Raw genomic sequence first — 24137 nt, forward strand, 5'->3', positions numbered from 1 at the left:
TATCGGGCTTGAGGATGTTCTCAATAAGAAGATTTAAAGTCCCTGACTCGTTTAAAGTCATGTTAACTTTAGAGCGAGTAGGGACTTTTGCAGTTAAGCTTTTTGTAGTGCTTTTAAGTCTTCTAAAACTTGTTCAGCATGTCCAGCCGCTTTAACTTTACGATACTCTTTAACCAGTTTGCCTTGATGATAAATAAATGTTGAGCGCTCAATCCCCATCACTTGTTTACCATACATATTTTTTTCTTTAATCACATCAAAGTGTTTACATAATACTTCTTCTTTGTCACTGATCAGATTAATGGTCAATGCTTGCTTCTCCGTAAAGTTTTGATGTGCTTTTACAGAGTCACGTGATACACCAATGATGGCGGTATTTAAAGCGTCAAATTGGTCTTTTATACAAGAGAAACCAACCGCTTGAGTGGTACAGCCAGGTGTAGAATCTTTTGGATAAAAATATAAAACTAACCAATCTGTAGAGAGCTCAGTGAGGTTGATCTCACCCGTCGTCGTTGGGAATTTCTGATTCGGAAGTTGTATTTGTTCAGTCATTGTTTGTCCTTAAATGCTGTTGTGTTTAAGTTCAAGTGCTAAAAAGGCATAATTTTCATGATAGAGAATATCACCTTTATTCAGTAAAAGCGGCTTTTTAAAAATTGGACCATCGATCAGCGTGGTATGAAATTCACCAGCTTCACCACATGGATCAATCCCACGTTCGATTAATTCATCCACAAAATCAGCTGTTAAAACTCTACCCAAATCTTCAACCCGCATACCGAGGTTTAAATTAATCGTCACAATGATGCTGACAAAACCCAATTGAATAAATTCACCCACAATGTCGAGCCGAGGTTTTTGCCATAATGGCATACATAACTGCAATTGGCTTTGCTCACAGACAGATTGGTTCCATTGCGCATGTCCAATCAGATCAATATCACCGGTAACAAGTGCTTCTGCACCCAGTTGTTTGGTTTGATTGAGGAGATTTACAAATTGATGTTCATAGTCATTCCACGTGGCTGATGCTTTGAGTATAGGTAAACCAATCAGCTCTGCTTGGGCATCAATGATATCAAGCGGCATGGCATGAGAACGAGATCTTTGTCCATGTTCTTCTAGCATGACAATGAGAGCTACGGCTTGCCCACTTTGCAAAGCGTGATATAAAGCCAGGCTACTATCTTTCCCGCCACTATATGAAGCAACAAATTTTTGTTGCTGTATCACAGTATTCCATTGGTCCTGCATATGGTTTTGTATCATCCAATTGTAAAAAGAGCCTGCATGGGCAGGCTCTTTGCAATGAGAAGAAATTATTTCTTCGCTTGTGCTGCTTTCATTGCTTCTTCAGTTAAGGTTTTTAATTTACCTGTTAACTGAGGACCAAAACATGTTTGAAGGTCTTGGTTATTTTTTTGAACGAAAGCAAGTGTTGCTGGGCTTTTCTTTTGGTTAATGGCACTTTGAATTTGCCATTTTTGATCGTTGGTTAACTTACCATCAGATTCAACAGCACAGCTACAGTATTTACTTACTTCAGCAGACGTTAATTTACCACCTTTAGCTGTTTCCGTTTTACACACGCCAATAAGTGCAGATTTAACATTTGCACTCTTATAGGCTTGTTGAACTGCATTTGATTCAGCAGCAAAAGCCGTAGATCCCATTAAAGCCGAAGCTGAAAATAAAGCAGAAAGAATAAGACTTGATTTTAAATTTTTCATAAACAGTACCTTGTTATTGCGGTATATAACGTGTTGGGTCTGCAATACCTGCATCCTTAAAACCTTCTTTACGAAGTCGGCAGCTATCACATTTGCCACAAGCACGTCCTTGGTCATCTGCTTGATAGCATGAAACCGTTTGACTATAGTCTACGCCATGTTCGATGCCTAAGCGTATTATATTCGCTTTGGATAAATGTAACAGAGGTGTTTCAAATTTAAGAGGTTTTCCTTCTACACCGACTTTCGTTGCAAGACGAGCCATGTTGGCAAAGGCCTCGATAAACTCTGGGCGGCAATCAGGATATCCTGAATAATCAACAGCATTGATACCAATCACGATCGCTTGAGCATCAAAAACTTCTGCGGCTGCAAGTGCATAAGACAAGAAAATGGTGTTACGTGCTGGAACATAAGTTACAGGAATACCATCTGTTTCATGATCAGGAACATCAATGTTAAGGTCTGTAAGCGCTGAACCACCTAAATTACCTAAATCGATATTAATCACACGATGTTCTACACCTGCACGTTGCGTTAAAGCGCGGGCTGCATCGAGTTCAGTGGTAGAGCGTTGACCATACATAAAACTTAGGGCAATACAGTCATAGTTTGCTTGAGCCCAAGCCAAACACGTCGTTGAGTCTAAGCCACCAGATAATAAGACTACGGCACGAGGGCGCATATCCAACTCTCCAAATATTAATAATTGACGATAAATTTAACGACCAGTTTCATCGTTCCAAAGCAATTTATGTAATTGCAACTGGAAGCGAACAGGGAGATGGTCTTCTAAAATCCATTGTGCTAAATCGCGTGCAAGCTGAGGTAAACGTGCCGCACCTTTTTCCACTGCAAAAGCAGGAGAAAACCATACTGTGCTGACTTTTTGCGCTAAAGCGTATTGTTCAACTTGCTGTTTAGACCACTCATAGTCTTCACGATTACAAATCACAAATTTGATTTGATCATGTTGAGTTAAATGATCAAGGTTGCTGAGTAAATTTCGTGCAACCTCACCCGAAGTTGGGGTTTTTAAATCTAAAACTTTTGAAACACGTGGGTCGACTTTAGAGACATCTAAAGCACCGCTGGTTTCTAAAGAAACTTCACAACCTAAATCTGCCAAACGTTGCATTAAGGGTAAGGCATTGGGCTGAGCGAGCGGTTCGCCACCTGTGACACAGATATAAGGCGTTTTATAATCTAATGTTGTTTGAATTATTTGGTCAAGCGATTGGCGTTCGCCACCTTCAAAAGAATAGGTGGTATCGCAATAGGTACAGCGTAATGGGCAACCTGTTAAACGAATAAAAACAGTCGGTAAACCCGCAGTGTTGGCTTCACCTTGCAATGAATAAAAAATCTCCGTGATACGCAGCCCCGCAGACGGATCAGAAACAGGAATAGTCGAAGAACGAAGAGAATTCATGAAATTTACCACAGATTACAAAATGAAAAATCTCTACGATCACGATTGACCGTAGAGATGAGAAGCGATTGCTACGCTAGATAACTAAAATTCCACGAGGGAATATAAATTAGTCTTCGCGAAGCAATTCGTTCAAGCTTGTTTTAGCACGCGTTTTAGCATCAACTTTCTTGACAATAATTGCAGCATATAAACTATATGTACCACATTTAGACGGTAGGCTGCCTGAAACAACGACAGATCCAGCTGGTACACGACCATAATGGATTTCACCTGTCTCACGGTCAAAAATCTTAGTCGATTGACCAATGAATACGCCCATTGAAATGACTGAGCCTTCTTCAACAATCACACCTTCAACGATTTCAGAACGTGCGCCAATGAAGCAGTTATCTTCAATGATTGTTGGGTTTGCTTGAAGTGGTTCAAGCACACCACCAATACCTACGCCACCTGAAAGGTGAACATTTTTACCGATTTGCGCACATGAACCTACAGTCGCCCATGTATCAACCATTGTGCCTTCATCTACATAAGCACCAATGTTTACATAAGAAGGCATCAATACAACATTTTTCGCTTGGAAAGAACCTTTACGTGCAACAGCAGGTGGTACAACACGTACACCAGCAGCTTTAAATTGTTCTTCAGTCCAACCGGTAAATTTAGTCTCTACTTTGTCATAGAAACGAAGATCACATGATTCAATTGGCTTGTTATCGTTTAATTTAAAAGACAATAAAACAGCTTTTTTCAACCATTGGTGAACAATCCATTCACCGTCAATTTTTTCAGCTACACGAAGTGTACCGTTATCTAAGCCAGCAATGGCTTCTTCAACAGCTTGACGTACTTCAGCAGGACAATCTACTGCTGTAAAGTTGGCACGGTTTTCAAACGCTTGTTCAATGATCGTTGAAAGCTGAGACATGATCTTCCTTCCCAAAAAATTTTAAAAGATTCTACACCAAATTCGACTCAGATTAGATATAAAATCTAGTTTCAATCGAAAAAACTAATCTTATAATTTAAAATAAAACAACCAAATAAGTGAATTGTTAAGTTTTTATTTATTTTATTCCTTTTAAAAACAACAATTAATATCCAATTGTATCAAAAAATAACAAAAAGTAATCAATTTCTCTATTAATTGTGAAGAACGAATCACATATGATCGTTTCGAGTCCAACACATTAATGATTAAAGAACAAACTCTATTTTTTGAGGAGACATAAATGAAAGTGTTAAAATTATTGGCTGTTACAGCTGCATTATCTGCTTCTGGTTTAGCAATGGCTGATGGGTCTGTTGTTGACCAAGGTTATGCATTTGAAGCAAACCAATTAATCCCTACAGGCGCTCGTCTTGAAGTCGGTACAACAGGTTACGGTGGTGCTTTACTTTGGACTGCAAACCCTTATGTTGGTTTAGCATTGGGTTATAACGGTGGTGATATTTCTTGGTCTGATGATTTAAAAATCAATGGATCTAAGTATGACTTAGACATGGACAACAAATTAGCGTATTTAAATGCTGAGATTCGTCCTTGGGGTGCAAGCCAAAATGTTTGGGCACAAGGTCTATATGTTGCTACTGGTGTAGGCTATGTAGATAATGAATATGGGTTAGAGCGTCGTATTTCTCAGGGTCGTAATTTCTCTGTGAATAATACTGACTTTAATGCTACATCTGATGTTCAGATAAAAGGTAAGCAAAAATACGATAACCAATTTGCACCATATGTAGGTTTTGGTTTTGCTCCAAAAATCAACAAGAACTTCGGTGTATTTGGTGAAGTAGGTGCATACTATACTGGTAATCCTACTGTTTCACTGCAACAAGTGAGTGGTACAGACCAAGTCAACGGTAATGGCGATCGATTAAGTGATGCTATCCGTGGTGAAGAGAATAAAATTTCAAATGATGACAAATATAAATGGTTACCAGTTGGTAAAGTGGGCGTAAGCTACCACTGGTAATTTATTGTTGATCATGTAATAAAAAACGAGCTTCGGCTCGTTTTTTATTTTGAATTTGGTTTTTTATAGCTGAATTTTTAGATGAATCAAAAGCGATAGCCCACTCGAATTCCATGTGCAAAAGCATCATTATGGCCCACTTCAGATAACGTTGAGTTTTGGACAATTGAAGTATTGGCATCTAAGTTGCTAACTTTTGCTTTATTGAATTTAAAATATTTAACCCCATAAGAAATAAAGCTCTGCGGATTGATGTTATATAAAGCACCCAAGCCTAAAGCATAAAAACCATCTGAAGGATTGAGTGTTCCAGCGGGATTAGCATTGCCTGAGTCCCATGAAATATCTGTGGTGGCAACCCATTGCTGTGAAAATACATGCGCAAGCCCAAGCTTTGCAGACCATTGATCCTTGTTGTAATCAATCAGATTAAAAGGTTTGATCAGTTCAGGGTATTGTTCAGCAGCAATCTTAACCACTGCACCAAATTGTCTTGGTTGAATTTCAAAATCTTTCCAATTGACCCACCTCAAATTGCCATAAAGAATATTCGATGGTGTTAAACCTGTCTGAAGATCCATATTGACGGATTGAGGCGTGGTGATTTGTGTTTTAGCAAAAGGAATAATACTTAAAGCTTGCGCTGAAACATCCTCAGTGATTGCAGATTGATGATTGATCTTGGAACGATAGGTAATCGCAGTTTTTACTGCATAGTCTGGAATTTGATAGCTTAAACCTGCGAGCCAACCATGACCTGAACTTTGTTTTAGCTGTGCATGATAGCCACTCATCGCTGAATAGTTTGCTCCAAAGACTTTGAGTTCACCTTCGAACTGTTGATAAATGCCACCAGCATATATATTCCAATTCGCACTAGGTTGATAACCCAAGAGCATCGAAAGATTTTGACTTTTAAAATTAAATTGCCCCGACTCTAAAAGTTGCTTTCCAGCAAAGCTCTGTGGGCGATATTCATAACTAAGATCAACACCATAAGGCTGATCATAAATCAGTCCAAATGAAAGTTGTGGGGCCATTTGCAGTTTTGCAGTAGCATTGACAAAGTGGTAATTGTTGACAAGGTTGCCTGTTGAAAAATCTTCAACGCCGAGTTGTTTGAATTGCTCATGTTGAGGGAGTTGCCCTGAAACATCTGCATAGAGCTCTGCATAAGACAATTCTACATAATGATTCGGTTCTAAAAAAGCAAGGATAGACTGGTCAGATTTCTCCATACCTGCGGCATGGCTAAAAAGAGGAACAAAACTTCCAAGGGTTAAGCCCCAAGCAATAGAATTCATTCATTCCCCCCGAAATAAATTGATCAGTGATAAAGATAAGACTAAATTTTATACTAAAAAGTCATGCTTATAATAAAATATTAAATAAAATCAAATAGATTAATTATTCTTAAGAGTTTGTGTTTAATTTTTAAATGATAAAAAAGAGAGCCGTAGCTCTCTATCTTTGATCATCATGACTATTTGATGGTTTATTTATTGACGATTTATTCCTTGATGACTTCATTTCTTTCTTAATCATTTATCTCAAAGTTTAATCATCAGGATAGGCGATTTTTTTCAATGCTTTGATATCGGCTTCTGGAGAGCAGAGTGAAATAAACTCATAGCCATAGCCACGAAGTAAGTGGCCTTTACGAACCGCAATCCATGTCGTATTTAAACCAAAAATATCAGTATCGATTTGTTTTAGACGTTTATCGCGTTCTGTGTCATAAGCAACATCATTGACAATACCGACACCCATTCCCAGTTCAACATAGGTTTTGATTACATCGGCATCCAGTGCTGACATGACGATATCTACATCTAAATTGGCATCTTCAAACGCTTTATCAATTTTAGAACGTCCTGTAAAACCGCCGTGATAGGTGATAATTGGAAATTCAGCCAATTTTTCCAAGGTAATCTCTTTAGGATTCAGCTTAGTCAGTGGGTGATCTTGTGGCGTAATGATACTGTGTTTCCAGTTATAGAAAGATACACTGCCCAAATTATCTTCAGTGGTTAGAGATTCAGTTGCAATACCGATATCAGCCAAACCAAGCAATAACATTTCAGAGATTTCAACAGGGCTGGCTTGTTGCAAAATCAAATGAACTTTGGGAAATGCTTTTTTAAATAAATTAACAATCGGTGGTAACACATAACGTGCTTGTGTATGTGTTGTTGCGATTGTAAGCGTACCTTCATCAACTTTATTAAAATCATCGGCAAGACGTTTAATATTGTCAGCATCAATAAGCATGCGTTCAACAATACTCAACAGCGCTTGACCAGGCTCTGTCAAACCTAATAACCGTTTGCCTTTACGAACAAACAGCTGTACACCCAATTCATCTTCTAAATCTTTAATATGCTTACTGACACCAGATTGCGAAGTATAAAGTGCAGCAGAGGCTTCGGTTAAGTTGTAATTTTGACGAACTGTTTCTCGGATAATTCGTAATTGTTGAAAGTTCATGATGTTCGATACCTCAAATGTGGATGAATAGGGGTAATATTCATCCTGTCGTCGATTACGCGACTTGATTTTCAAATAGGTGAAGTGTAGATGCACTTACCCAAACTGTTTGATTTGGTCGATATTGATGTAATTTTGCTTCATCAGGATTTAAAGCAATTTCAATCAGTTGTCCTTGACGATCTTGTAACTCTGCCATGACTTTACCCGCAATCCACAACTCACGTAAGAAGGTTGCTTGAATTGTATTTTCAGTCGGTTGCGTGTGAATTTTCAATTCATTTGGGCGAGCAAAGGCAATCACTTTACCATTTGCGGTTTGTGTCGCCGTAGGCAGTTGGATGCGATCTTCACCAATTTGAATGATGCCTTGATGGTTTTCACCTTCAAAACGGTTTGCTTGACCTAAAAAGTCAAATACAAACGGGGTTGCAGGCTTTTCATAAACTTCACGCGGTGAACCAATCTGTTCAATATCACCTTTGTTCATCACCACGATTTGATCAGCAACTTCTAAGGCTTCTTCTTGGTCATGGGTTACAAAGATTGACGTGATATGTAATTCATCATGTAAAGTCCGTAACCAACGACGTAATTCTTTACGTACTTTGGCATCCAAGGCCCCAAACGGTTCATCTAAGAGCAATACACGTGGTTCAACAGCTAAGGCACGTGCCAATGCAATACGTTGGCGTTGACCACCAGATAATTGTGCTGGATAACGATCTGCCAAGAAACCAAGTTGTACCAAATCCAATAAACGGGTAACACGTTTTTTGATTTCAGTTTCATTTGGTCGAGTCGCCTTTGGACGAACACGTAAACCAAATGCAACATTGTCATAAACAGTCATATGACGGAACAGTGCGTAATGCTGAAATACAAAACCAACTTGACGTTCACGCACGTGAATATTGGTTGCATCTGTACCTTCAAGGATGACTTGTCCTCTATCCGTTGATTCCAAACCAGCAATAATACGCAGTAATGTGGTTTTACCACAGCCAGAAGGACCAAGCAGGGCAACCAATTGACCTTCTGGAAAATCTAGCGATATGTTTTTAAGTGCATGGAATGCACCGAAGTTTTTTTCAATATTTTTAACTTGAATACTCATGTGCAATTCCTTAAGAAACAGTTGATTCTTTACTTTCGCGATCTTGTTTTTCTTGGCGATATTCAACCCATGTTTTTAAAATTAGGGTAATGATGGCCAAAAATGCTAACAATGTTGAGACGGCAAAAGCAGCACTAATCGAATTTGGTTCGTTATATAAAATTTCAATATGCAACGGTAAGGTATTGGTTTCGCCACGAATATGACCTGAAACCACAGATACAGCACCGAACTCACCCATGGCACGTGCATTACACAAAATCACGCCATAAATGAGACCCCATTTAATATTTGGAATGGTAATTTTCCAAAAGGTTTGCCAACCCGAAGCACCCAGCACAATTGCAGCTTCTTCTTCTTCTGTTCCTTGTGCTTCCATCAATGGAATTAATTCACGTGCAACAAAAGGAACAGTAATAAATACAGTTGCGAGGATAATGGCCGGTGTCGCATAGAGGATTTTAATATCATGTTCAATTAACCATGATCCAATCCAACCTTGAGAGCCAAAGATCAAAACCAGCATTAAACCAGCAATCACCGGTGAGACTGAGAATGGCGTATCAATAATGGTGGTTAGGAATGATTTTCCACGGAAATTAAACTTGGCAACACACCATGCTGCTGTAACACCAAAAATCACATTCAAAGGTACTGCAATGGCTGCAGTCAATAATGTGAGTTTGACTGCAGACAGGGTATAAGGGTCAACCAGTGAGGCAAAGTAGACTTGAATCCCTTGTTTAAATGCTTCAACAAAAATAAGCACCAACGGTAGAATTAAGCAGCCTAAAAAGAAAATCAGACCAATAATCAGTAGGGTATTACGTACCCAAGCTGGTTCACGTGTCGCATCACGAGATTGCAGTTTTTCAGCCAAAGCATTGCTGTTGGTATTTAAGCTCATCGTGCTGTTCTCCCTGTACGGCGACTTGCCCAAGCTTGTACCAAGTTAATCAGGAACAAGATAAAGAAAGAAATCACCAGCATCACCACTGCAATTGTCGTCGCACCTGCATAATCATATTCTTCAAGACGGGTAATGATCATTAACGGAGCAATTTCAGTTTCGTAAGGAATATTGCCTGCAATAAAGATGACCGAACCATATTCACCCACACCGCGAGCAAATGCCAATGCAAAGCCAGTCAGTAAGGCCGGAAACAAAATCGGTAAAATGATTCTTGTCACGATCTGAAAACGATTTGCACCCAATGCAGAAGCGGCTTCTTCTAGCTCAGTTTCAAGATCACTTAAAACTGGCTGTACTGTACGAACCACAAAAGGAATACCAATAAAAATTAAAGCAAGCGTAATACCCAGTGAGGTATAGGCAATTTTAATCCCTAAAGGCTCAAGCAAATGACCAATCCAACCTGTTGATGCATATAACGAAGTTAACGCAATACCTGCGACCGCTGTAGGTAATGCAAAGGGTAAGTCCACCAATGCATCTACTATACGTTTACCAGGAAATGAATAACGGACTAAGCACCAAGCCAATAAAAAGCCGAAAATGACATTGATCAAAGCTGCAATTAGGGCGGTGGTAAAACTGAGCTGTAATGATTTTAAAATACGTTCAGAGCTCAAGATTTCCCATAAACCATCCCAACCTACGCCTAATGATTTTATGAATACGGCAGACAGTGGTATCAGTACGATTAATGATAGATACGCTAGGGTGAAGCCTAGTGAAAGACCAAAACCTGGCAGCACTCGGGATCGCTGCGACATGATGACTCCTCAAAAGAGAGAAAGCTTATTGAAATCAATAAGCAAATTTAAAACGATTTTGCAAGCTTAAAAGGCAATGATTAAATTGCAAATTTAAATAACAACTTGTTGTCATCAGCATTACTGATAAAGAAATTTTGCTGATTAAAAATTAAATGATCATAAATTTCAGGAAAGTGTCCAAAGCCTGATGCAACATTGATATGTCCAACCTGACCTAAATTTCGAGGTCGAATTTTCCACGCTTTCGCAAGCTTCTGTGCATCTTCAAAATTTAACCAAGGATCATTTTCAGAAATAATCATTTCAGCAGGGACTGTGATTTTCAATTCGTGAAAATAAGCTTCATAGTCACCCATACTGTTTCGAGCAAAACCAGCCTCACCAAAACGTGCTGGATTGGCTGGTGCAACTAAAATAATTTTTCTTACTTTAGCTGCGATTTCAGGGTGCTGAGCCAAAGCAGCAACCGTGGTTAAACATCCGAAACTATGTGCAACAATTTGAACAGGTTGCGTAGCATTGACGACAGTCGCAACAAATTGGGCAATCCAATCTTTAAGAATAGGTAAGTTCCAATCTTGTTGTTGTACGCGCGAGCAAGACATGAGTTCACGTTGTAATTTAGACTGCCAGTGATCGTTATCACTACCACCAACGCCTGGAACAATAATTGTATGAATCATGTCTATGCTCCTGTTTCCTTTCGCTTAAGTTTATTTTAAACAGTTATTTGCTACTTGCATTGGCTTTTACGATTTGATCAAAAACACCATTGTTTTCAAAATGTTGCTTTTGAACTTTAGTCCAGCCACCAAACTCTTTATCAATTGTGACCAATTTTAATGGTTTGAATGTTGTCGCATACTTTTGCAAGATTGCTGCATTACGCGGACGGTAGAAGTTTTTCGCTGCAATGTCTTGACCAGCAGGTGAATACAGATAGTTTAAATATGCTTTCGCTAAGTTTAAGTTACCGTCTTTTTCAGCATTCTTTTCAACAATTGCGACAGGTGGTTCTGCCAAGATCGACAATGATGGGGTAATGATTTCAAATTTACCTGGTTGTTCACGTGTAGATAAATACGCTTCATTTTCCCAAGCCAATAACACATCACCAATACCGCGTTCTGCAAATGTCGTCGTAGAACCACGTGCACCAGAATCAAGTACTTTAGTTTGTTTATAAATTTGACGTACAAACTCTTGTGCTTTCGCGTCTGAACCATATTTGTGTTTTGCCCAAGCCCATGCTGCTAAGTAGTTCCAGCGTGCACCACCTGAAGTTTTAGGGTTTGGTGTTACAATTTCTACACCTGGTTTTACCAAATCGCCCCAGTCTTTGATGCCTTTCGGGTTACCTTTACGGACGAGGAAAACGATTGTTGATGTGTACGGTGTAGAGTTTTGTGGGAATTTCTTCTGCCAGTCTTTTGGCAATAAATTTGTATTTTGTGCAATTGCGTCGATATCTGCGGCCAATGCTAAAGTCACTACATCTGCTTGCAAACCATCAATAACCGCGCGTGCTTGTTTACCAGAGCCACCATGTGATTGTTTAAACTGGATGTCTTGACCCGTTTTAGATTTCCAAAACGTTGCAAATTGTTTGTTAAAGTTATCGTACAATTCTCGTGTTGGATCATAAGATACATTTAAAAAATCTTTTGCAGCAACGCTGAAAGATGTGGTTGAGATCAGTACTGCTGCCACAGCAAATTTAAGTTTAGAGAACTGCATTTTTTTGCCCCATTTAATTCTGAAGTTCGGTAAGATGGAGTGAGGATAACGCTAGTCTTTATCCATAAAAAATAATAAAAAACGAATTTTATATGAATAAAAGAGAAAAAGAAAATGCTGATATTGCTTATAGTATTCGTGCAAAGCCATAGGAAATTGCTTAATGATCTGTTTTAAAAATGCTCAATTTGTTGATTCTATTTCACTTTTAGATCGAGCATTTCATTATGGAGATGGTTGTTTTAGCACAGTTCGAATACATCAAGATGTTATGGAGTTGGAGCTTTTACATCGTGCTCGATTGAAGTTGGCGGCTGAACGTTTATTTTTAGATGTGAATTTTGAGTTGTTGGATCAGACGCTACAATGTTTAAGACAAAAAAATGGAATATTAAACGGTACATTGAAGATCATCATTAGTCGAGGCGATGGCGATCGTGGCTATGCAATGCCTGAACATGAGGCCGATCTTTATGTGGTTTATTATCCAAAAACAACCGCGTGCTTCCAGCCTGAATTAATTCACAGTGGTGTATTGGACCAAGCAATTGGTTTATTGATGCCGAATTTGGTGGGTTTAAAAACCTTAAACCGTTTAGAACAAGTGTTACTGAAAAAAGAAGCTCAAGCAAAAGGCTGGTTAGAAGCATTAGTCACAGATGTACAAGGTTCAGTTGTTGAAGGTGTGAGCAGTAATTGTTTTATTCGGATAAACAATAGATGGATTACGCCTGAACTTCGTTATAATGGTGTACATGGTGTGATGCGTGCCGAGATTTTGTCACGGATGCAACATTATGGTGTCACCTGTGAACAGCGTTTTATCGATATGGATGAAATTCGACATTTTCAAAGCCTGTTCTTTTGCAATGCCCTCAGTCCAATGAAAGTGGTCGAAACGTTGAGTCATCAACATCTAGACACTCAATCCTGTGTTGAGTTATTTCATACTTTAAATTTAAGTCAGTTTAATTCTCATGCCTAAAACCAAACCTAAGCCAAAATCTAAAAAGAAAACTCAAGCCCAAGTGAGCAATAACATCTATAAAGGCATTGTGATCGTTCTGGTTGTTTTTTTGATCATGACTGCAATCATTTTAAAAATGAGTATTTTTAAAGCGTATCCAGTGACGGGTCAAAAACAAAAGCTGTCTATTTCAAATGGTGAAACCTATACCGGTTTTATTGATCAATTGGCCAAGGAAGATAAGGTTAGTTTTCCAATCATTCTTAAGCTTTATCGGAAAATTTTCATTCATGACACCATGAAAGCTGGTGTGTATGAAGTCACTAAAGGTATGAATGTACGCCAAGTATTAGAAATGGTTTCTAATATTGAAAATGCACAGATGAGTCGACTTTTGGTGATAGAAGGGACGACAGCGAAGCAATTAATTCAGTCATTGAAAAAAGATCCATTGGTTGAAAAATCGGTGATTCAGCTTCCGAGTGGTGAAATGCTGAAAGCCTTAAATATTCCTTATGATCACCCAGAAGGTTTATTTGCGCCTGATACTTATTTCTTTGATAAAGGTGCAACGGATAAGCAAATCTTGACTGACCTGTACCAACGTCAAATGAAAATTTTAGATGAAGCTTGGGAAAAACGTGCGCCAGACTTACCTTATAAAAATAAATATGAAGCCTTAATCATGGCCTCGATTATTGAAAAAGAAACCAGTGTAGACAGCGAGTTACGTCAGGTTTCAGGTGTGTTCTATCGTCGTTTAAAACTGGGCATGCGTTTACAAACCGATCCTACTGTGATTTATGGGATGGGTGATAAATATACGGGTAAGATTTCAAAGCAGGATTTACGTACTCCGAGTGCTTATAATACATATACGATCAATGGTTTACCGCCAACACCGATTGCTTTACCAAGCAAAAAAGCCATTGAAGCGACGATGCATCCAGATAACTCTGAAAACATTTACTTTGTTGCCACAGGTAATGGTGGGCACAAATTTACAGCCAATCTGAATGATCATAATCGTGCAGTGCAAGAATATATTCAAGTTATGCGGTCTAAGAATTAAGGAATGAGCATGTTTATAAGTTTTGAAGGTACTGAAGGTGTAGGAAAAACCACGCTCATTCAAAAGTTATTTGATTACTTTCAACAACAAGGTCAACAGGTTGTTTTAACACGTGAGCCTGGTGGTACGCCTTTAGCTGAACAAATCCGTTCATTATTGCTGTCGGTCAATCATGAAGAACAGATGAGTAATGACACGGAGTTATTGCTGATGTATGCAGCACGAGCACAACATTTGGAAGCTGTGATTTTACCTGCCTTGGCTGAGGGCAAGATTGTACTCTGTGACCGTTTTGTCGATTCAAGCTTTGCTTATCAATGTGCAGGTCGAGGTTTAAGCCGAGATAAGTTACAGCTGCTCAATGAAAATTTTGTTTCTAAAATGCCAGATATTACTTTTTGGTTGGATGCGCCAATTGAATTGGGAATGAACCGTGCCCGCGCACGCGGTGCATTAGACCGCTTTGAACAAGAAAAAGTGGTGTTTTTTGAATCGGTACGCAGTGGGTTTTCTGAAATTCATTTGCGTGATTCTCAACGAATGAAACGCTTAGATGCGACTCAAGCACCAGAGCAAGTATTTGCTGAGGCGTTGAGCTACTTAAAATAAATACCAATTAATCCTCTAAATAAGTGAAATTGAGCAATTTATTCTATTGATTTGAACGATAAAGGGGCTGTTGGCATTTCATAAATGGCTTGCGTTGGAGGCTAAAATTGAGCAGGCAAGGCATGAAAGGAAGAGAATAGCGAGACTATTTTCGAGTTTCATAACGCAGACTGAGATAATTTTAGTCACAACCCTTCGGGACTTAAGTGTTTTTTGTCACTACTTCGTTACGAACCACTCATTTAGAATGACTAAATTTCGTATTTCGTGCCTAGTATTGCCTAAAAAACACTTGTAGTCGCAAACATAGACGAATTGTCAACAGCCCCTAGTGTTTTAAATGGCAAAAGTCTTTATATTGTTTTAGGTCAGGGATATAAAGACTTTAATTATGAAAAGCTCGAAAGCTGAAATCGTACAATTCTTACAGCAATTTTTTTCACCTAGTTTACAACGTTGCGAAATTGAGGAAGTAACTGAAAAAGGGGCTTCTTTGGTTTGGCACGTCAGTGATCAAGATATACGACCAGGTGGAACTGTTTCAGGTCCAACCATGATGGCCCTAGCAGATTTTGCACTTTATGTTGCGATTATGGGTGAAATTGGTTTAGTCGGTTTGACGGTTACGACCAATATGAATATTAATTTTTTACGCAAGCCAACGGGTGGTGTTGATATTCGTGGCGTGTGTAAATTGATGAAAGTGGGTAAAGCTTTAATTGTCGGTGAGGTCTGGATTTATTCTTTAGATTCGGATGATCCTGTTGCGCATGTGACAGGAACGTATTCTGTTCCACCACAAAAATAAATCATTCAGGGATTTTAAAAATGCGTATTGGACGAAATTTTTTATAGTCCTTACTGGGTTTTCTGATGGTGTGTTAATGCTCACTATTTTTAGTGATGGTTAAATTGTTTTGATCATCAATCTATATTTTTGGTTATAGCGTCATTAACAATAGACTTCTTACGTTAGTTCTTTTTAAAGCCATAGATCATCATAAAATCCCCCTCATCCTAGCCTTCTCCCAAAGGGAGAAGGGTCTTTCAATACCAATCTGATTTACTCAACATGGTCATTTTTTGATTTATGAAAGATCTTTAATAGATACTTAGATCATGTATGGGGATGTGAGCATGAATATCAAAAAGAATAATAAACAATCAATTGTATTGATTGATATAGATGCAATTACAACTTGAGTGATATATTGAGTTCTGCAAGGGATAATGCTAATTTATTCATAATAAATAGTTTATTTTGAAAATTAATATAGATTAAATGGAATAAAGAATATGTCATCAGGTCATGAAGTCGTAGATTTGTTTAAGGAACAGGTTTTTCCTTTATCAGATAAATTGACGGAGATGTTGAATGAACACTATTCACATCAAACTGAACGCCGTGGTTGCGGTTATACGCAGGCTACACGCGTATTGGCTGAGTACATTAATTTTCCGCGTGATCAAGTTGAAGCAACTGATTTAAAAATATTTAAAGATTATGATTTTAAGAAATTAAAAAAGATCCTTGAGCAAAAAAATGCTTATGGATTAGACATCGATGATTGGCATAACTTAGATCAAAATAAATCGATTCAAAATTTTCTTACTCAAGCCAAAGATGATGAGTTTAAAGCCTTAGTTGAACAAGAAGTTGCAATCCAAGCAAACTTAAGACGCTTATCGCAACAAGCACAATTAGAAGAAAGCCATGTGATTTGCGCTATGTTGGAAGATGTGATTTTACCCAAAACAGCAGATGAAACAGGTTATGTTGAAATTGCGACGCTTGACGGCAAGCCTAAAGTGGGCTCATGTCCAATGGCAGAAGCATTTTTCTTAAAGATTGCCCATCGTTCCATGTTAAGACAAGGCTCAATCAACATTTTTGTAGATGATCAAAATCGTCCGCTGTTGATCGAAAAAATGAACATGGGGGATAATCATTCCTGTATAAATTTACAACCTTTATTGATGAATGGAATTCGTATTCCGATTGGTTCTTTATTTTCTGTCGATTATGATATTGAACAAATTGCCAACAAAGTCCCTAATCAAGAGTTTAAAGGCTATATTATTCCTTATAAAGAGATTCAAGGTTTTTGGTTTTTGCGATTAACCACTTTAGCCATTTCACCTGAGAATCGACAAAGGGCATTTACGACACATTTTGAACAACAAGTGAATAATGGGCTGTTTAGTCCTGACACAACACTTATAAAACAACTCAATGATGTTGCAAAATCACAATTGAGAGCACTCAGTCTCGGATAGCTTTATGTTAAATGTTTGTTTTTCTCCACGCTATTTTGCTCAAACACATACCAATAGCATGGAAAAACTTGTTGCAGTCGCGGAGCAACTACAGCAATTTAATCATTATAAATTTCATGAACCACAACAAATTGATCCAGAAATTTTAAAAGCCTTACATTCGCCTAAATATGTTGAGGCTTTTTTAACAGGACAACCGGCAAAACTGGCAACGTTTGCTGGTTTTAAGCCTTGGAATGAACAATTAAGGGATGCGGTACTCTCCATCAATGCTGGGCAATTGTTGGCAACTGAACTGGCATTCCAACATGGGATTGCCGCCAATATTGCGCAAGGGTTTCACCATGCCAATTATGAATATGGCGGCTCATATTGTACTTTTAATGGTTTGGCATTAATTGCACAACATTATGCAAATAAGCGCATCTTTATTTTGGATTGCGATCAGCATGGTGGTGATGGGACAGCTGATTTTACCCGCAGATTAGATAATTTATATAATTTTAGTATTTACGGTTTGGCTTTTGGCTACCCCACGTATGAACGTGCGGAAAGCCGCCACATTCATACCAAGCATGGAAGTTTTGCTCAATATACCATGGCATTGCATGAAGCGTTTCAGCGAGCCAATGAATGGAAAGCAGATATTATTATTTATCAGGCAGGGATGGATTGTCATCAAGCAGATCCTTATGGTTCAGCATGGTTTACGACAGAGTTGATTCAAAAAAGAGATGAAATGGTGTTTAACCTTGCTAAACGTGACAATATTCCGATCATGTTTGTACTTGCAGGGGGCTATCAGAACTTAGATGATTTAGCAAAATTACATGCTGAAACTTTTCATATAGCGCATCGTATTTATTATGGAAAAAATAAAGACTAAACTCGCTGTTAAATTTGGCTGGAATACCGTATTTTTTGGCTGAATTTAGTAATGTACGATCTGTATAAATCAATACAATGATAATTATTCTCATTTGTGGTGGTTATCATGTTTATTCAAAATTTAGAAAACTTTCCAATCGTTCGTATTAGTTATCAAGCTGAAGATGCAGTTTCAGTTGATGAAACAATTGCAATTTATGAATCATTATTGAGTCGCAAAGAAACTTTTGTTTTTATCAGTGAAGGGGCCTTTCCTGAACAAAAAAATGATCATGAAGAACGCAAGCAAGTTGCAGCATGGGTTAAAGCAAAACGTGAAATTTTAACCCAATATGTGAAAGCATTGATTCATATTGAACCTGATGAAAATATTCGACTAGAGACGCAAAAATTTGCCAATAACTTTATTAAGTTTACTGGCTATCCGATGTTTATTGTAGACAATCAACAACAAGCGCAGAAAGTCATCGACGCTGTTTTAAAGTGATAAATATATAGGCAAACCATGCTTGATAATGTGGATCCTTTTTTTGTAGATCAAATAGACCAAGCAATTATTGTATTAAAAATACAACAGCAAGTTCCTGATTGGGAGCTTGCGTCACATCAACATGTAAAAAGCCAATTGATGATGACGGTTAATGGCTTAATTACTGTGGAAACACCGTCTGGTATTTGGGTTGTTCCAGCACAACATGCTCTATGGATTCCGTCAAATGTGCCACATAAAGTCAGTAGTTATGGTGTCTCTTCTGGCTATGTTGCATTTATTGACCCCCAACTTGATCATCTTTTAGAACCGAATTGCACCATGTTGCAAGTGACAAATTTACTGAATGCCTTATTGGAAAGAGTTGAAACCTTGTCTGATACGGTACTTTCAGAAAAAGACCTCCGTTTGCAGCAATGTTTGTTAGATGAAATTCAATCAGTTGTAAAGCCAACATTTTATTTACCCATTCCACAAGATCTTCGTTTAGTCAAATTGGCCCACCATTTATTAAAATATCCTGAGCAAAATCAAAGTTTGGCTGAATGGGCAAAATTATGTTGTATGAGTGAACGAAGCCTTACACGAACTTTTCATCAAACGACAGGGATGAGTATTAATCAATGGCGAAGAAAGTTACATGTTGTATTGGCATTACAGTGGTTAACAGAAGGAGATTCAGTACATCAGGTTGCTATGAAATTAGGCTATGATAGTGATAGCTCATTTATTGTGATGTTTAAGAAAATAATGCAGCTTTCTCCTCGAAATTATATGCAGCAAATATAAGGTTTTATTTTTAAGTAGAAGGATTTATTGCATTTTATCAAAATGAATTTATAACTTTATGAATTATTAAAAAGATTTGCACTGTCGCATTTTAGCTTGAAAAATTTAAATTGATTTGGGTAGACGATGTCTGACCTTGCGCTACCACATCCTTGCGCTACTATATCTGTAGCGGTGCCTCTCCTTGCGTTATCACATTCTTGAGCAAGAACAAAGCAGTGCTTTGTTCTTGCTCAAGTGCTTTGTTTTGCTCATTAAGCTCCATTATATAAAAATAGTCAGAATGATCTGACTATTTTTTTGCAATTTTAAAGGGGTTTAAACTGCTTCATTTACCAATGGTGTTTCGACTGTAAAGTTTGGTGGCGTTAATACCGTTTTTCTTAACTCAGGTGAAAGCTCAGGATAATCAAGCGTGTAGTGTAGACCACGTGATTCTTTACGTTGCATGGCACAACGAACAATCATCTCAGAAACCATGACTAAATTACGCAGTTCAATCAAGTTCTTACTGACATGATAATCTTGATAATATTCAGTAATTTCTTTCTTCAACATTTCAATACGATGCAATGCACGTTGTAAACGTTTTGTGGTTCTTACAATCCCGACATAGTTCCACATGGTTTGGCGGAGCTCATCCCAATTTTGTAGGATCACAACATCTTCATCAGGATTGGTCGATTGTGAAGCATCCCATTCAGGCACGGTCGGTATATCAAAGTGAGAATTAAACTTTGCCTCTATGTCCTTGGCAGCACTCATACCATATACAAAGCATTCAAGTAGTGAATTGCTGGCCATACGGTTAGCCCCATGTAACCCTGTATACGACGTTTCACCAATTGCATATAAACCAGCTAAATCAGTTTGGCTATGTTCATCGACCACCACACCACCGCAAGTATAGTGTGCTGCTGGAACAACGGGAATCATATCCTTGGTGATATCAATACCGAGTTCCAATAAGCGCGCATATAAGGTTGGGAAATGTTCTTTAACAAATTCAGCTGGTTTATGACTGATGTCTAACCAGACATGGCGGATGCCTAAGCGTTTAATTTCATAATCAATGGCGCGTGCAACAATATCTCGTGGTGCAAGTTCGGCACGTTCATCAAAGCGCAGCATAAAGCGTTCACCATCAGGTAAACGTAAATACGCACCTTCACCACGCATTGCTTCCGTAATCAGAAATGAGCGTGCTTGAGGATGATATAAACAGGTTGGATGGAATTGATTAAATTCCATATTTGCGACACGACAGCCTGCACGATATGCCATGGCAATACCATCGCCTGTGGCAATATCAGGATTTGATGTATATAAATAAGCTTTCATTGCACCACCACAAGCAAGGGCAGTGAATGGCGCTAAAAAGGTATGAACTTTTTCATTGCTTTCATCAAGTGCGTAAAGACCAACCGCCCGATTGGGCTGTTGTTTATGTCCTAATTTATGTGTGGTGATTAAATCAATCGCAATGTAATTTTCAAAAATATGAATATTTTTCTTTTCTTGAGCACGTTGAACCAGTGTGGTCGAAATGGCTTTACCTGTGGCATCGGCTGAATGAATAATGCGACGTTGTGAATGTCCACCTTCACGAGTGAGATGTAATTGTTCATCTTCATCTAATGTAAACTGCACACCATGGTTGAGTAAGAAATCGACAGAAGGTCGACCACCTTCAACGGTATGTTTGACGGCATCAATCTCACATAACTGTGCGCCTGCAATCATAGTGTCATCAATATGCTGTTGAATGGAATCTGTTTCATCAAGTACAGCAGCAACACCGCCTTGTGCAAAATATGTGCTTGCATCGGTTAAGCTTGATTTCGCTAAAACAGCAATATTAAAATGTTCAGGCAAAGATAAGGCTAAACTTAAGCCTGCACCGCCACTCCCCACAATAACCACGTCAAATTGATGAGTTGTACTTAAATTAGACATGTCCATCAGCTAATTTGAAAAATGTTTGCTAATAACACTCTTTTTTTTAACAAATTACAATAGTCACATGTGTCAGATTTTAGTATAAATAAGATATTCCAAGGCTTTTAATATAAAATTAAGTAAAGTCTTGTTTTATAAAAAAATGTAAACATATTTTTACGTAACGATATTAAATAATATGTTACAAACATTTTTAAGCAAATAATCATCAGATGCAGGTTCGTGAGAAATGAGTAATGGTCTAATACAAAAAGGAATGTATGCAGCAGTATTTACTGTCGCTGCGGCAACATCACAAGTTCAAGCTTCAACACCTGTGGATTTTTCTAACTTGGTTGAACAAGTCAGTCCAGCTGTTGTGAGTGTTAATGTTGTTAAAAAGTTATCTCAGGAAGAGTTGTTACAGCAACAAGTACCTGAAATTCTAAAGCGTTTCTTTGGTAATCAAATCATTATTCCACAACAACGCGCGCCACAAGAAAAGACTGCGTATGGTAGTGCATTCTTCATTAGTAAAGATGGTTATTTACTGACAAACCACCATGTGGTTGAAGATGCATCTAAAGTGACGATTATGCTGAATGATCGCCGTGAAATTGATGCAAAAGTAGTGGGCAGTGATGAACGTACAGATGTAGCTTTACTAAAAGTCGAGGGGAATAATTTCCCATCATTATCTGTGGGGAATGTAGATCAACTTAAAGTCGGGCAGCCTGTTCTTGCAATCGGTTCGCCATTTGGTTTTGATTATTCTGCATCAGCAGGGATTGTCAGTGCCAAGTCGCGGAATATGATGGGTGAAACCTCTGTTCCATTTATCCAAACCGATGTGGCGTTAAATCCGGGTAACTCAGGTGGTCCGCTATTTAACCAACAAGGTCAAGTTGTCGGTGTAAACTCTCGTATCTTTAGTGGTACGGGTGGTTATATGGGCTTGTCATTCTCTATTCCAATTGATGTAGCAATGGATGTTGCTGATCAGTTGAAAAAGAATGGTAAAGTAACCCGTTCTTATCTTGGTGTAATGCTGCAAGATATCGATCGAAACTTAGCAGAAGCTTATAAATTAGATAAACCAGAAGGTTCGTTGATTACCCAAGTTGCACCGAATTCACCTGCAGAAAAAGCGGGCTTTAGATCAGGCGATGTAATCTTAAAATATAATGGTTCGCCAATATCACGCACCTCTGAATTATTGAATTATTTGAATCGTACTCAACCTAATCAATCTGTTAAGCTCGAAGTTTTACGTGACGATAAACCAAAAGTAATTACAGCAACTTTAACTGTTGCACCAGATGATACCCCTGCAAAAGTTGACAATACCAATACTTCGGCTAAGCCAAATAAAGGGCCTATCATTGGTGTTGCGATTCGTGCTTTAACTGAACAAGAAAAGAATCGTTTAAATGTTAAAGGTGGTGTGTTTATTCAAGATGTAACCAGAGGCGGTTTAGCGGCACAGTCACGGATTTTACCTGGTGATGTGATCACCCAAGTAAATAACAAGAAAGTAAATACACCGAATGATTTTGTTGATGCTATTTCAGAGCTACAGAAAAATACGGTAGCGCGTGTAGCGATTGTTCGTGAAGGACAACATGCTATGATTGGATTACGTATTCAATAAATACAACTGATCAGAATCAGCCACTCAAAGAGTGGCTTTTTTATGTCAAACTTATAAGGATGGTTGAAAAAGTGGAAAAGGAAAGAAGATATGAGTTCAGTATTTGATTTAAGAATCAAAGTAAAACCAGAGCATATAGATGTCTTAGGTCATGTAAACAATGTGGTCTATGTACAATGGATGCAGGATGTTGCATCTGCACATATCGAAACATTGGGTGTTGGACTCGATCAATATTTAGAAATGAAACATGCAATGGTAGCCGTAGAACATCATGTTCAGTATCGCAAAGCAGCAATGTTAGATGATGATGTTATTTTGAGAACTTGGTTATACGAGATCAACGCACTTTATTCTTTCCGTCAGTATGCTTTTTTTAATGCTAAAGATCACAGCTTACTCTTTACGGGCAATACCAAATGGGCATGTATAGAAATTGCTTCAGGGCGTCCGAAACGGATGTCACCAACTTTTATCCAAGCCTATCAACCCATTGATCCTGAAATAGATCCTTTTGATTTAAGTTCAATTATTTAAATTACTTGGATTTTTAGATGAAGTGCAATAACACATAAAGAAAATCTTATATTTAATGAAAGCGACCTCTCTGTTTTACACGAGAGGTCGGTAGGTTTTATATCAATTCGACTCGTGGAAAGTCTACTGGCGTATCTAGTGCAATATTGATGTAGTTGGTGAATATATTCAAAGCCACATGCGCCATGATCTCAACGATTTGTTGGTCATTAAAACCTACATTGCGAAGTGTTGTGATATCAGCGTCAGTCATCTGAGCTCGTTGATTGACCACCTTTAAAGCAAAAGTCAGTGCTGCTGCTGTTTTATCATCAGTTGCTTTTCCTATTTGCGCTTCAGCCATTTCAGCAGCGCTAGCGCCAGCATTTTGACCGAGTACAGTATGTGCAGCTAAGCAATATTCACAGCGGTTCAAATTGGCGATTGCAACAGCAATCTGTTCACCTAATTTTGCGCCAAGTGTACCTTTACCTAAGGCAGCAAAAGCGGACCACATGCTTTGTAACGCTGCTGGCGAATTTGCCACTGCCTTAAACATATTTGGAGTCGTACCAAAAGCTTGTTGAATTTGAGTTAATAAAGGCTGACTTGCTTGGGGGGCGAGTTGAGTGTCAAGGTTGATACGTGACATGTTGTTCTCCTTAAAGGATCGTAGTGATAGTAGAAGTGCATCAAACTTTGATTATTATGTGTA

26 protein-coding genes are annotated in these 24137 nt (G+C 38.3%); 11 read left to right on the plus strand and 15 right to left on the minus strand.

What is annotated here, in order from left to right:
• Positions 1-93: 93 nt before the first annotated feature.
• The 6 genes from PYV58_RS05710 to dapD all read right to left on the minus strand — a co-directional run bounded on the left by PYV58_RS05710 (position 94) and on the right by dapD (position 4096).
• Positions 94-555: a peroxiredoxin gene (locus PYV58_RS05710; protein WP_034612555.1), complete on the minus strand. Its 462-nt coding sequence runs from the start codon at positions 553-555 to the stop codon at positions 94-96.
• A 9-nt stretch (positions 556-564) separates the two neighbouring features.
• Positions 565-1257: a diphthine--ammonia ligase gene (locus PYV58_RS05715; RefSeq protein WP_004823155.1), complete on the minus strand. Its 693-nt coding sequence runs from the start codon at positions 1255-1257 to the stop codon at positions 565-567.
• Positions 1258-1322: 65 nt separating this feature from the next.
• Positions 1323-1733 (minus strand): hypothetical protein, encoded by a 411-nt coding sequence (locus tag PYV58_RS05720; protein WP_004717195.1) that lies wholly within the window; start codon positions 1731-1733, stop codon positions 1323-1325.
• Between the two features lie 13 nt (positions 1734-1746).
• On the minus strand, positions 1747-2418 hold the full coding sequence (gene queC, locus PYV58_RS05725) for a 7-cyano-7-deazaguanine synthase QueC (RefSeq protein ID WP_004717194.1): 672 nt from the start codon (positions 2416-2418) through the stop codon (positions 1747-1749).
• Positions 2419-2454: 36 nt separating this feature from the next.
• Positions 2455-3165: a 7-carboxy-7-deazaguanine synthase QueE gene (gene queE, locus PYV58_RS05730; protein WP_004717192.1), complete on the minus strand. Its 711-nt coding sequence runs from the start codon at positions 3163-3165 to the stop codon at positions 2455-2457.
• 109 nt (positions 3166-3274) lie between these two features.
• Positions 3275-4096, minus strand: a complete 822-nt coding sequence (dapD, locus tag PYV58_RS05735; RefSeq protein WP_034612558.1) for a 2,3,4,5-tetrahydropyridine-2,6-dicarboxylate N-succinyltransferase — start codon at positions 4094-4096, stop codon at positions 3275-3277.
• Positions 4097-4400: 304 nt separating this feature from the next.
• On the opposite strand from dapD, the gene carO reads away from it, so the two are divergent.
• Positions 4401-5144 carry an ornithine uptake porin CarO gene (gene carO, locus PYV58_RS05740; protein ID WP_034612559.1) on the plus strand — a complete coding sequence of 248 codons (744 nt, stop codon included), beginning with the start codon at positions 4401-4403 and terminating at the stop codon, positions 5142-5144.
• Between the two features lie 86 nt (positions 5145-5230).
• Here the strand turns inward: carO and PYV58_RS05745 are convergent, their stop codons facing one another.
• From PYV58_RS05745 to PYV58_RS05775, 7 genes are all read right to left on the minus strand, one after another.
• Positions 5231-6448: an outer membrane protein transport protein gene (locus tag PYV58_RS05745; RefSeq protein ID WP_034612562.1), complete on the minus strand. Its 1218-nt coding sequence runs from the start codon at positions 6446-6448 to the stop codon at positions 5231-5233.
• Between the two features lie 253 nt (positions 6449-6701).
• Positions 6702-7631 carry a CysB family HTH-type transcriptional regulator gene (locus tag PYV58_RS05750; RefSeq protein ID WP_004717184.1) on the minus strand — a complete coding sequence of 310 codons (930 nt, stop codon included), beginning with the start codon at positions 7629-7631 and terminating at the stop codon, positions 6702-6704.
• Between the two features lie 55 nt (positions 7632-7686).
• Positions 7687-8748 (minus strand): sulfate ABC transporter ATP-binding protein, encoded by a 1062-nt coding sequence (locus PYV58_RS05755; RefSeq protein ID WP_004823148.1) that lies wholly within the window; start codon positions 8746-8748, stop codon positions 7687-7689.
• A gap of 10 nt (positions 8749-8758) precedes the next feature.
• Positions 8759-9655, minus strand: a complete 897-nt coding sequence (gene cysW / locus PYV58_RS05760; RefSeq protein ID WP_004717181.1) for a sulfate ABC transporter permease subunit CysW — start codon at positions 9653-9655, stop codon at positions 8759-8761.
• Positions 9652-10485 carry a sulfate ABC transporter permease subunit CysT gene (gene cysT / locus PYV58_RS05765; RefSeq protein WP_004717179.1) on the minus strand — a complete coding sequence of 278 codons (834 nt, stop codon included), beginning with the start codon at positions 10483-10485 and terminating at the stop codon, positions 9652-9654. Before cysT ends, cysW begins: the two co-directional genes overlap by 4 nt.
• A gap of 80 nt (positions 10486-10565) precedes the next feature.
• The gene (locus PYV58_RS05770) at positions 10566-11171 is read right to left on the minus strand and encodes an alpha/beta hydrolase (RefSeq protein ID WP_034612566.1); all 606 of its coding nucleotides are present in this window, start codon (positions 11169-11171) and stop codon (positions 10566-10568) included.
• Between the two features lie 43 nt (positions 11172-11214).
• Positions 11215-12225, minus strand: coding sequence for a sulfate ABC transporter substrate-binding protein (locus PYV58_RS05775; protein ID WP_004823146.1), 1011 nt, complete (start codon positions 12223-12225; stop codon positions 11215-11217).
• A 163-nt stretch (positions 12226-12388) separates the two neighbouring features.
• Here PYV58_RS05775 and pabC point away from each other — a divergent pair, with 163 nt between their 5' ends.
• The 8 genes from pabC to PYV58_RS05815 all read left to right on the plus strand — a co-directional run bounded on the left by pabC (position 12389) and on the right by PYV58_RS05815 (position 19317).
• Complete coding sequence (gene pabC / locus PYV58_RS05780) at positions 12389-13210, plus strand: aminodeoxychorismate lyase (protein WP_034612569.1); 822 nt, start codon at positions 12389-12391, stop codon at positions 13208-13210.
• On the plus strand, positions 13203-14264 hold the full coding sequence (gene mltG / locus PYV58_RS05785) for an endolytic transglycosylase MltG (protein WP_034612571.1): 1062 nt from the start codon (positions 13203-13205) through the stop codon (positions 14262-14264). The genes pabC and mltG overlap by 8 nt, the downstream gene beginning before the upstream one ends.
• A 9-nt stretch (positions 14265-14273) precedes the next feature.
• Complete coding sequence (tmk, locus tag PYV58_RS05790) at positions 14274-14873, plus strand: dTMP kinase (protein ID WP_004823143.1); 600 nt, start codon at positions 14274-14276, stop codon at positions 14871-14873.
• A 391-nt stretch (positions 14874-15264) separates the two neighbouring features.
• Positions 15265-15681: a PaaI family thioesterase gene (locus PYV58_RS05795; RefSeq protein WP_004823140.1), complete on the plus strand. Its 417-nt coding sequence runs from the start codon at positions 15265-15267 to the stop codon at positions 15679-15681.
• A 488-nt stretch (positions 15682-16169) separates the two neighbouring features.
• Positions 16170-17150: a hypothetical protein gene (locus PYV58_RS05800; protein ID WP_004823139.1), complete on the plus strand. Its 981-nt coding sequence runs from the start codon at positions 16170-16172 to the stop codon at positions 17148-17150.
• A 4-nt stretch (positions 17151-17154) separates the two neighbouring features.
• Positions 17155-18036, plus strand: coding sequence for a histone deacetylase (locus PYV58_RS05805; RefSeq protein ID WP_034616257.1), 882 nt, complete (start codon positions 17155-17157; stop codon positions 18034-18036).
• Between the two features lie 108 nt (positions 18037-18144).
• Positions 18145-18525, plus strand: coding sequence for a hypothetical protein (locus PYV58_RS05810; RefSeq protein ID WP_034616260.1), 381 nt, complete (start codon positions 18145-18147; stop codon positions 18523-18525).
• Between the two features lie 18 nt (positions 18526-18543).
• A complete protein-coding gene (locus PYV58_RS05815) occupies positions 18544-19317 on the plus strand; it encodes a helix-turn-helix transcriptional regulator (RefSeq protein ID WP_034616262.1) in 774 nt (257 codons plus the stop codon).
• A 318-nt stretch (positions 19318-19635) separates the two neighbouring features.
• Here PYV58_RS05815 and nadB read toward each other — a convergent pair whose 3' ends face one another.
• Positions 19636-21279 carry an L-aspartate oxidase gene (nadB, locus tag PYV58_RS05820; RefSeq protein ID WP_034616263.1) on the minus strand — a complete coding sequence of 548 codons (1644 nt, stop codon included), beginning with the start codon at positions 21277-21279 and terminating at the stop codon, positions 19636-19638.
• A 226-nt stretch (positions 21280-21505) separates the two neighbouring features.
• Here nadB and PYV58_RS05825 point away from each other — a divergent pair, with 226 nt between their 5' ends.
• On the plus strand, positions 21506-22906 hold the full coding sequence (locus tag PYV58_RS05825) for a Do family serine endopeptidase (protein ID WP_004823133.1): 1401 nt from the start codon (positions 21506-21508) through the stop codon (positions 22904-22906).
• 90 nt (positions 22907-22996) lie between these two features.
• On the plus strand, positions 22997-23443 hold the full coding sequence (locus PYV58_RS05830) for a thioesterase family protein (RefSeq protein ID WP_034616265.1): 447 nt from the start codon (positions 22997-22999) through the stop codon (positions 23441-23443).
• 97 nt (positions 23444-23540) lie between these two features.
• On the opposite strand, the gene PYV58_RS05835 is transcribed toward PYV58_RS05830, so the two are convergent.
• Positions 23541-24074, minus strand: coding sequence for a peroxidase-related enzyme (locus PYV58_RS05835; RefSeq protein ID WP_034616266.1), 534 nt, complete (start codon positions 24072-24074; stop codon positions 23541-23543).
• Between the last annotated feature and the right edge of the window lie 63 nt (positions 24075-24137).

The sequence above is a fragment of the Acinetobacter sp. TAC-1 genome (assembly GCF_029025845.1).
In the GTDB taxonomy this organism is placed as follows: Bacteria; Pseudomonadota; Gammaproteobacteria; order Pseudomonadales; family Moraxellaceae; genus Acinetobacter; species Acinetobacter guillouiae.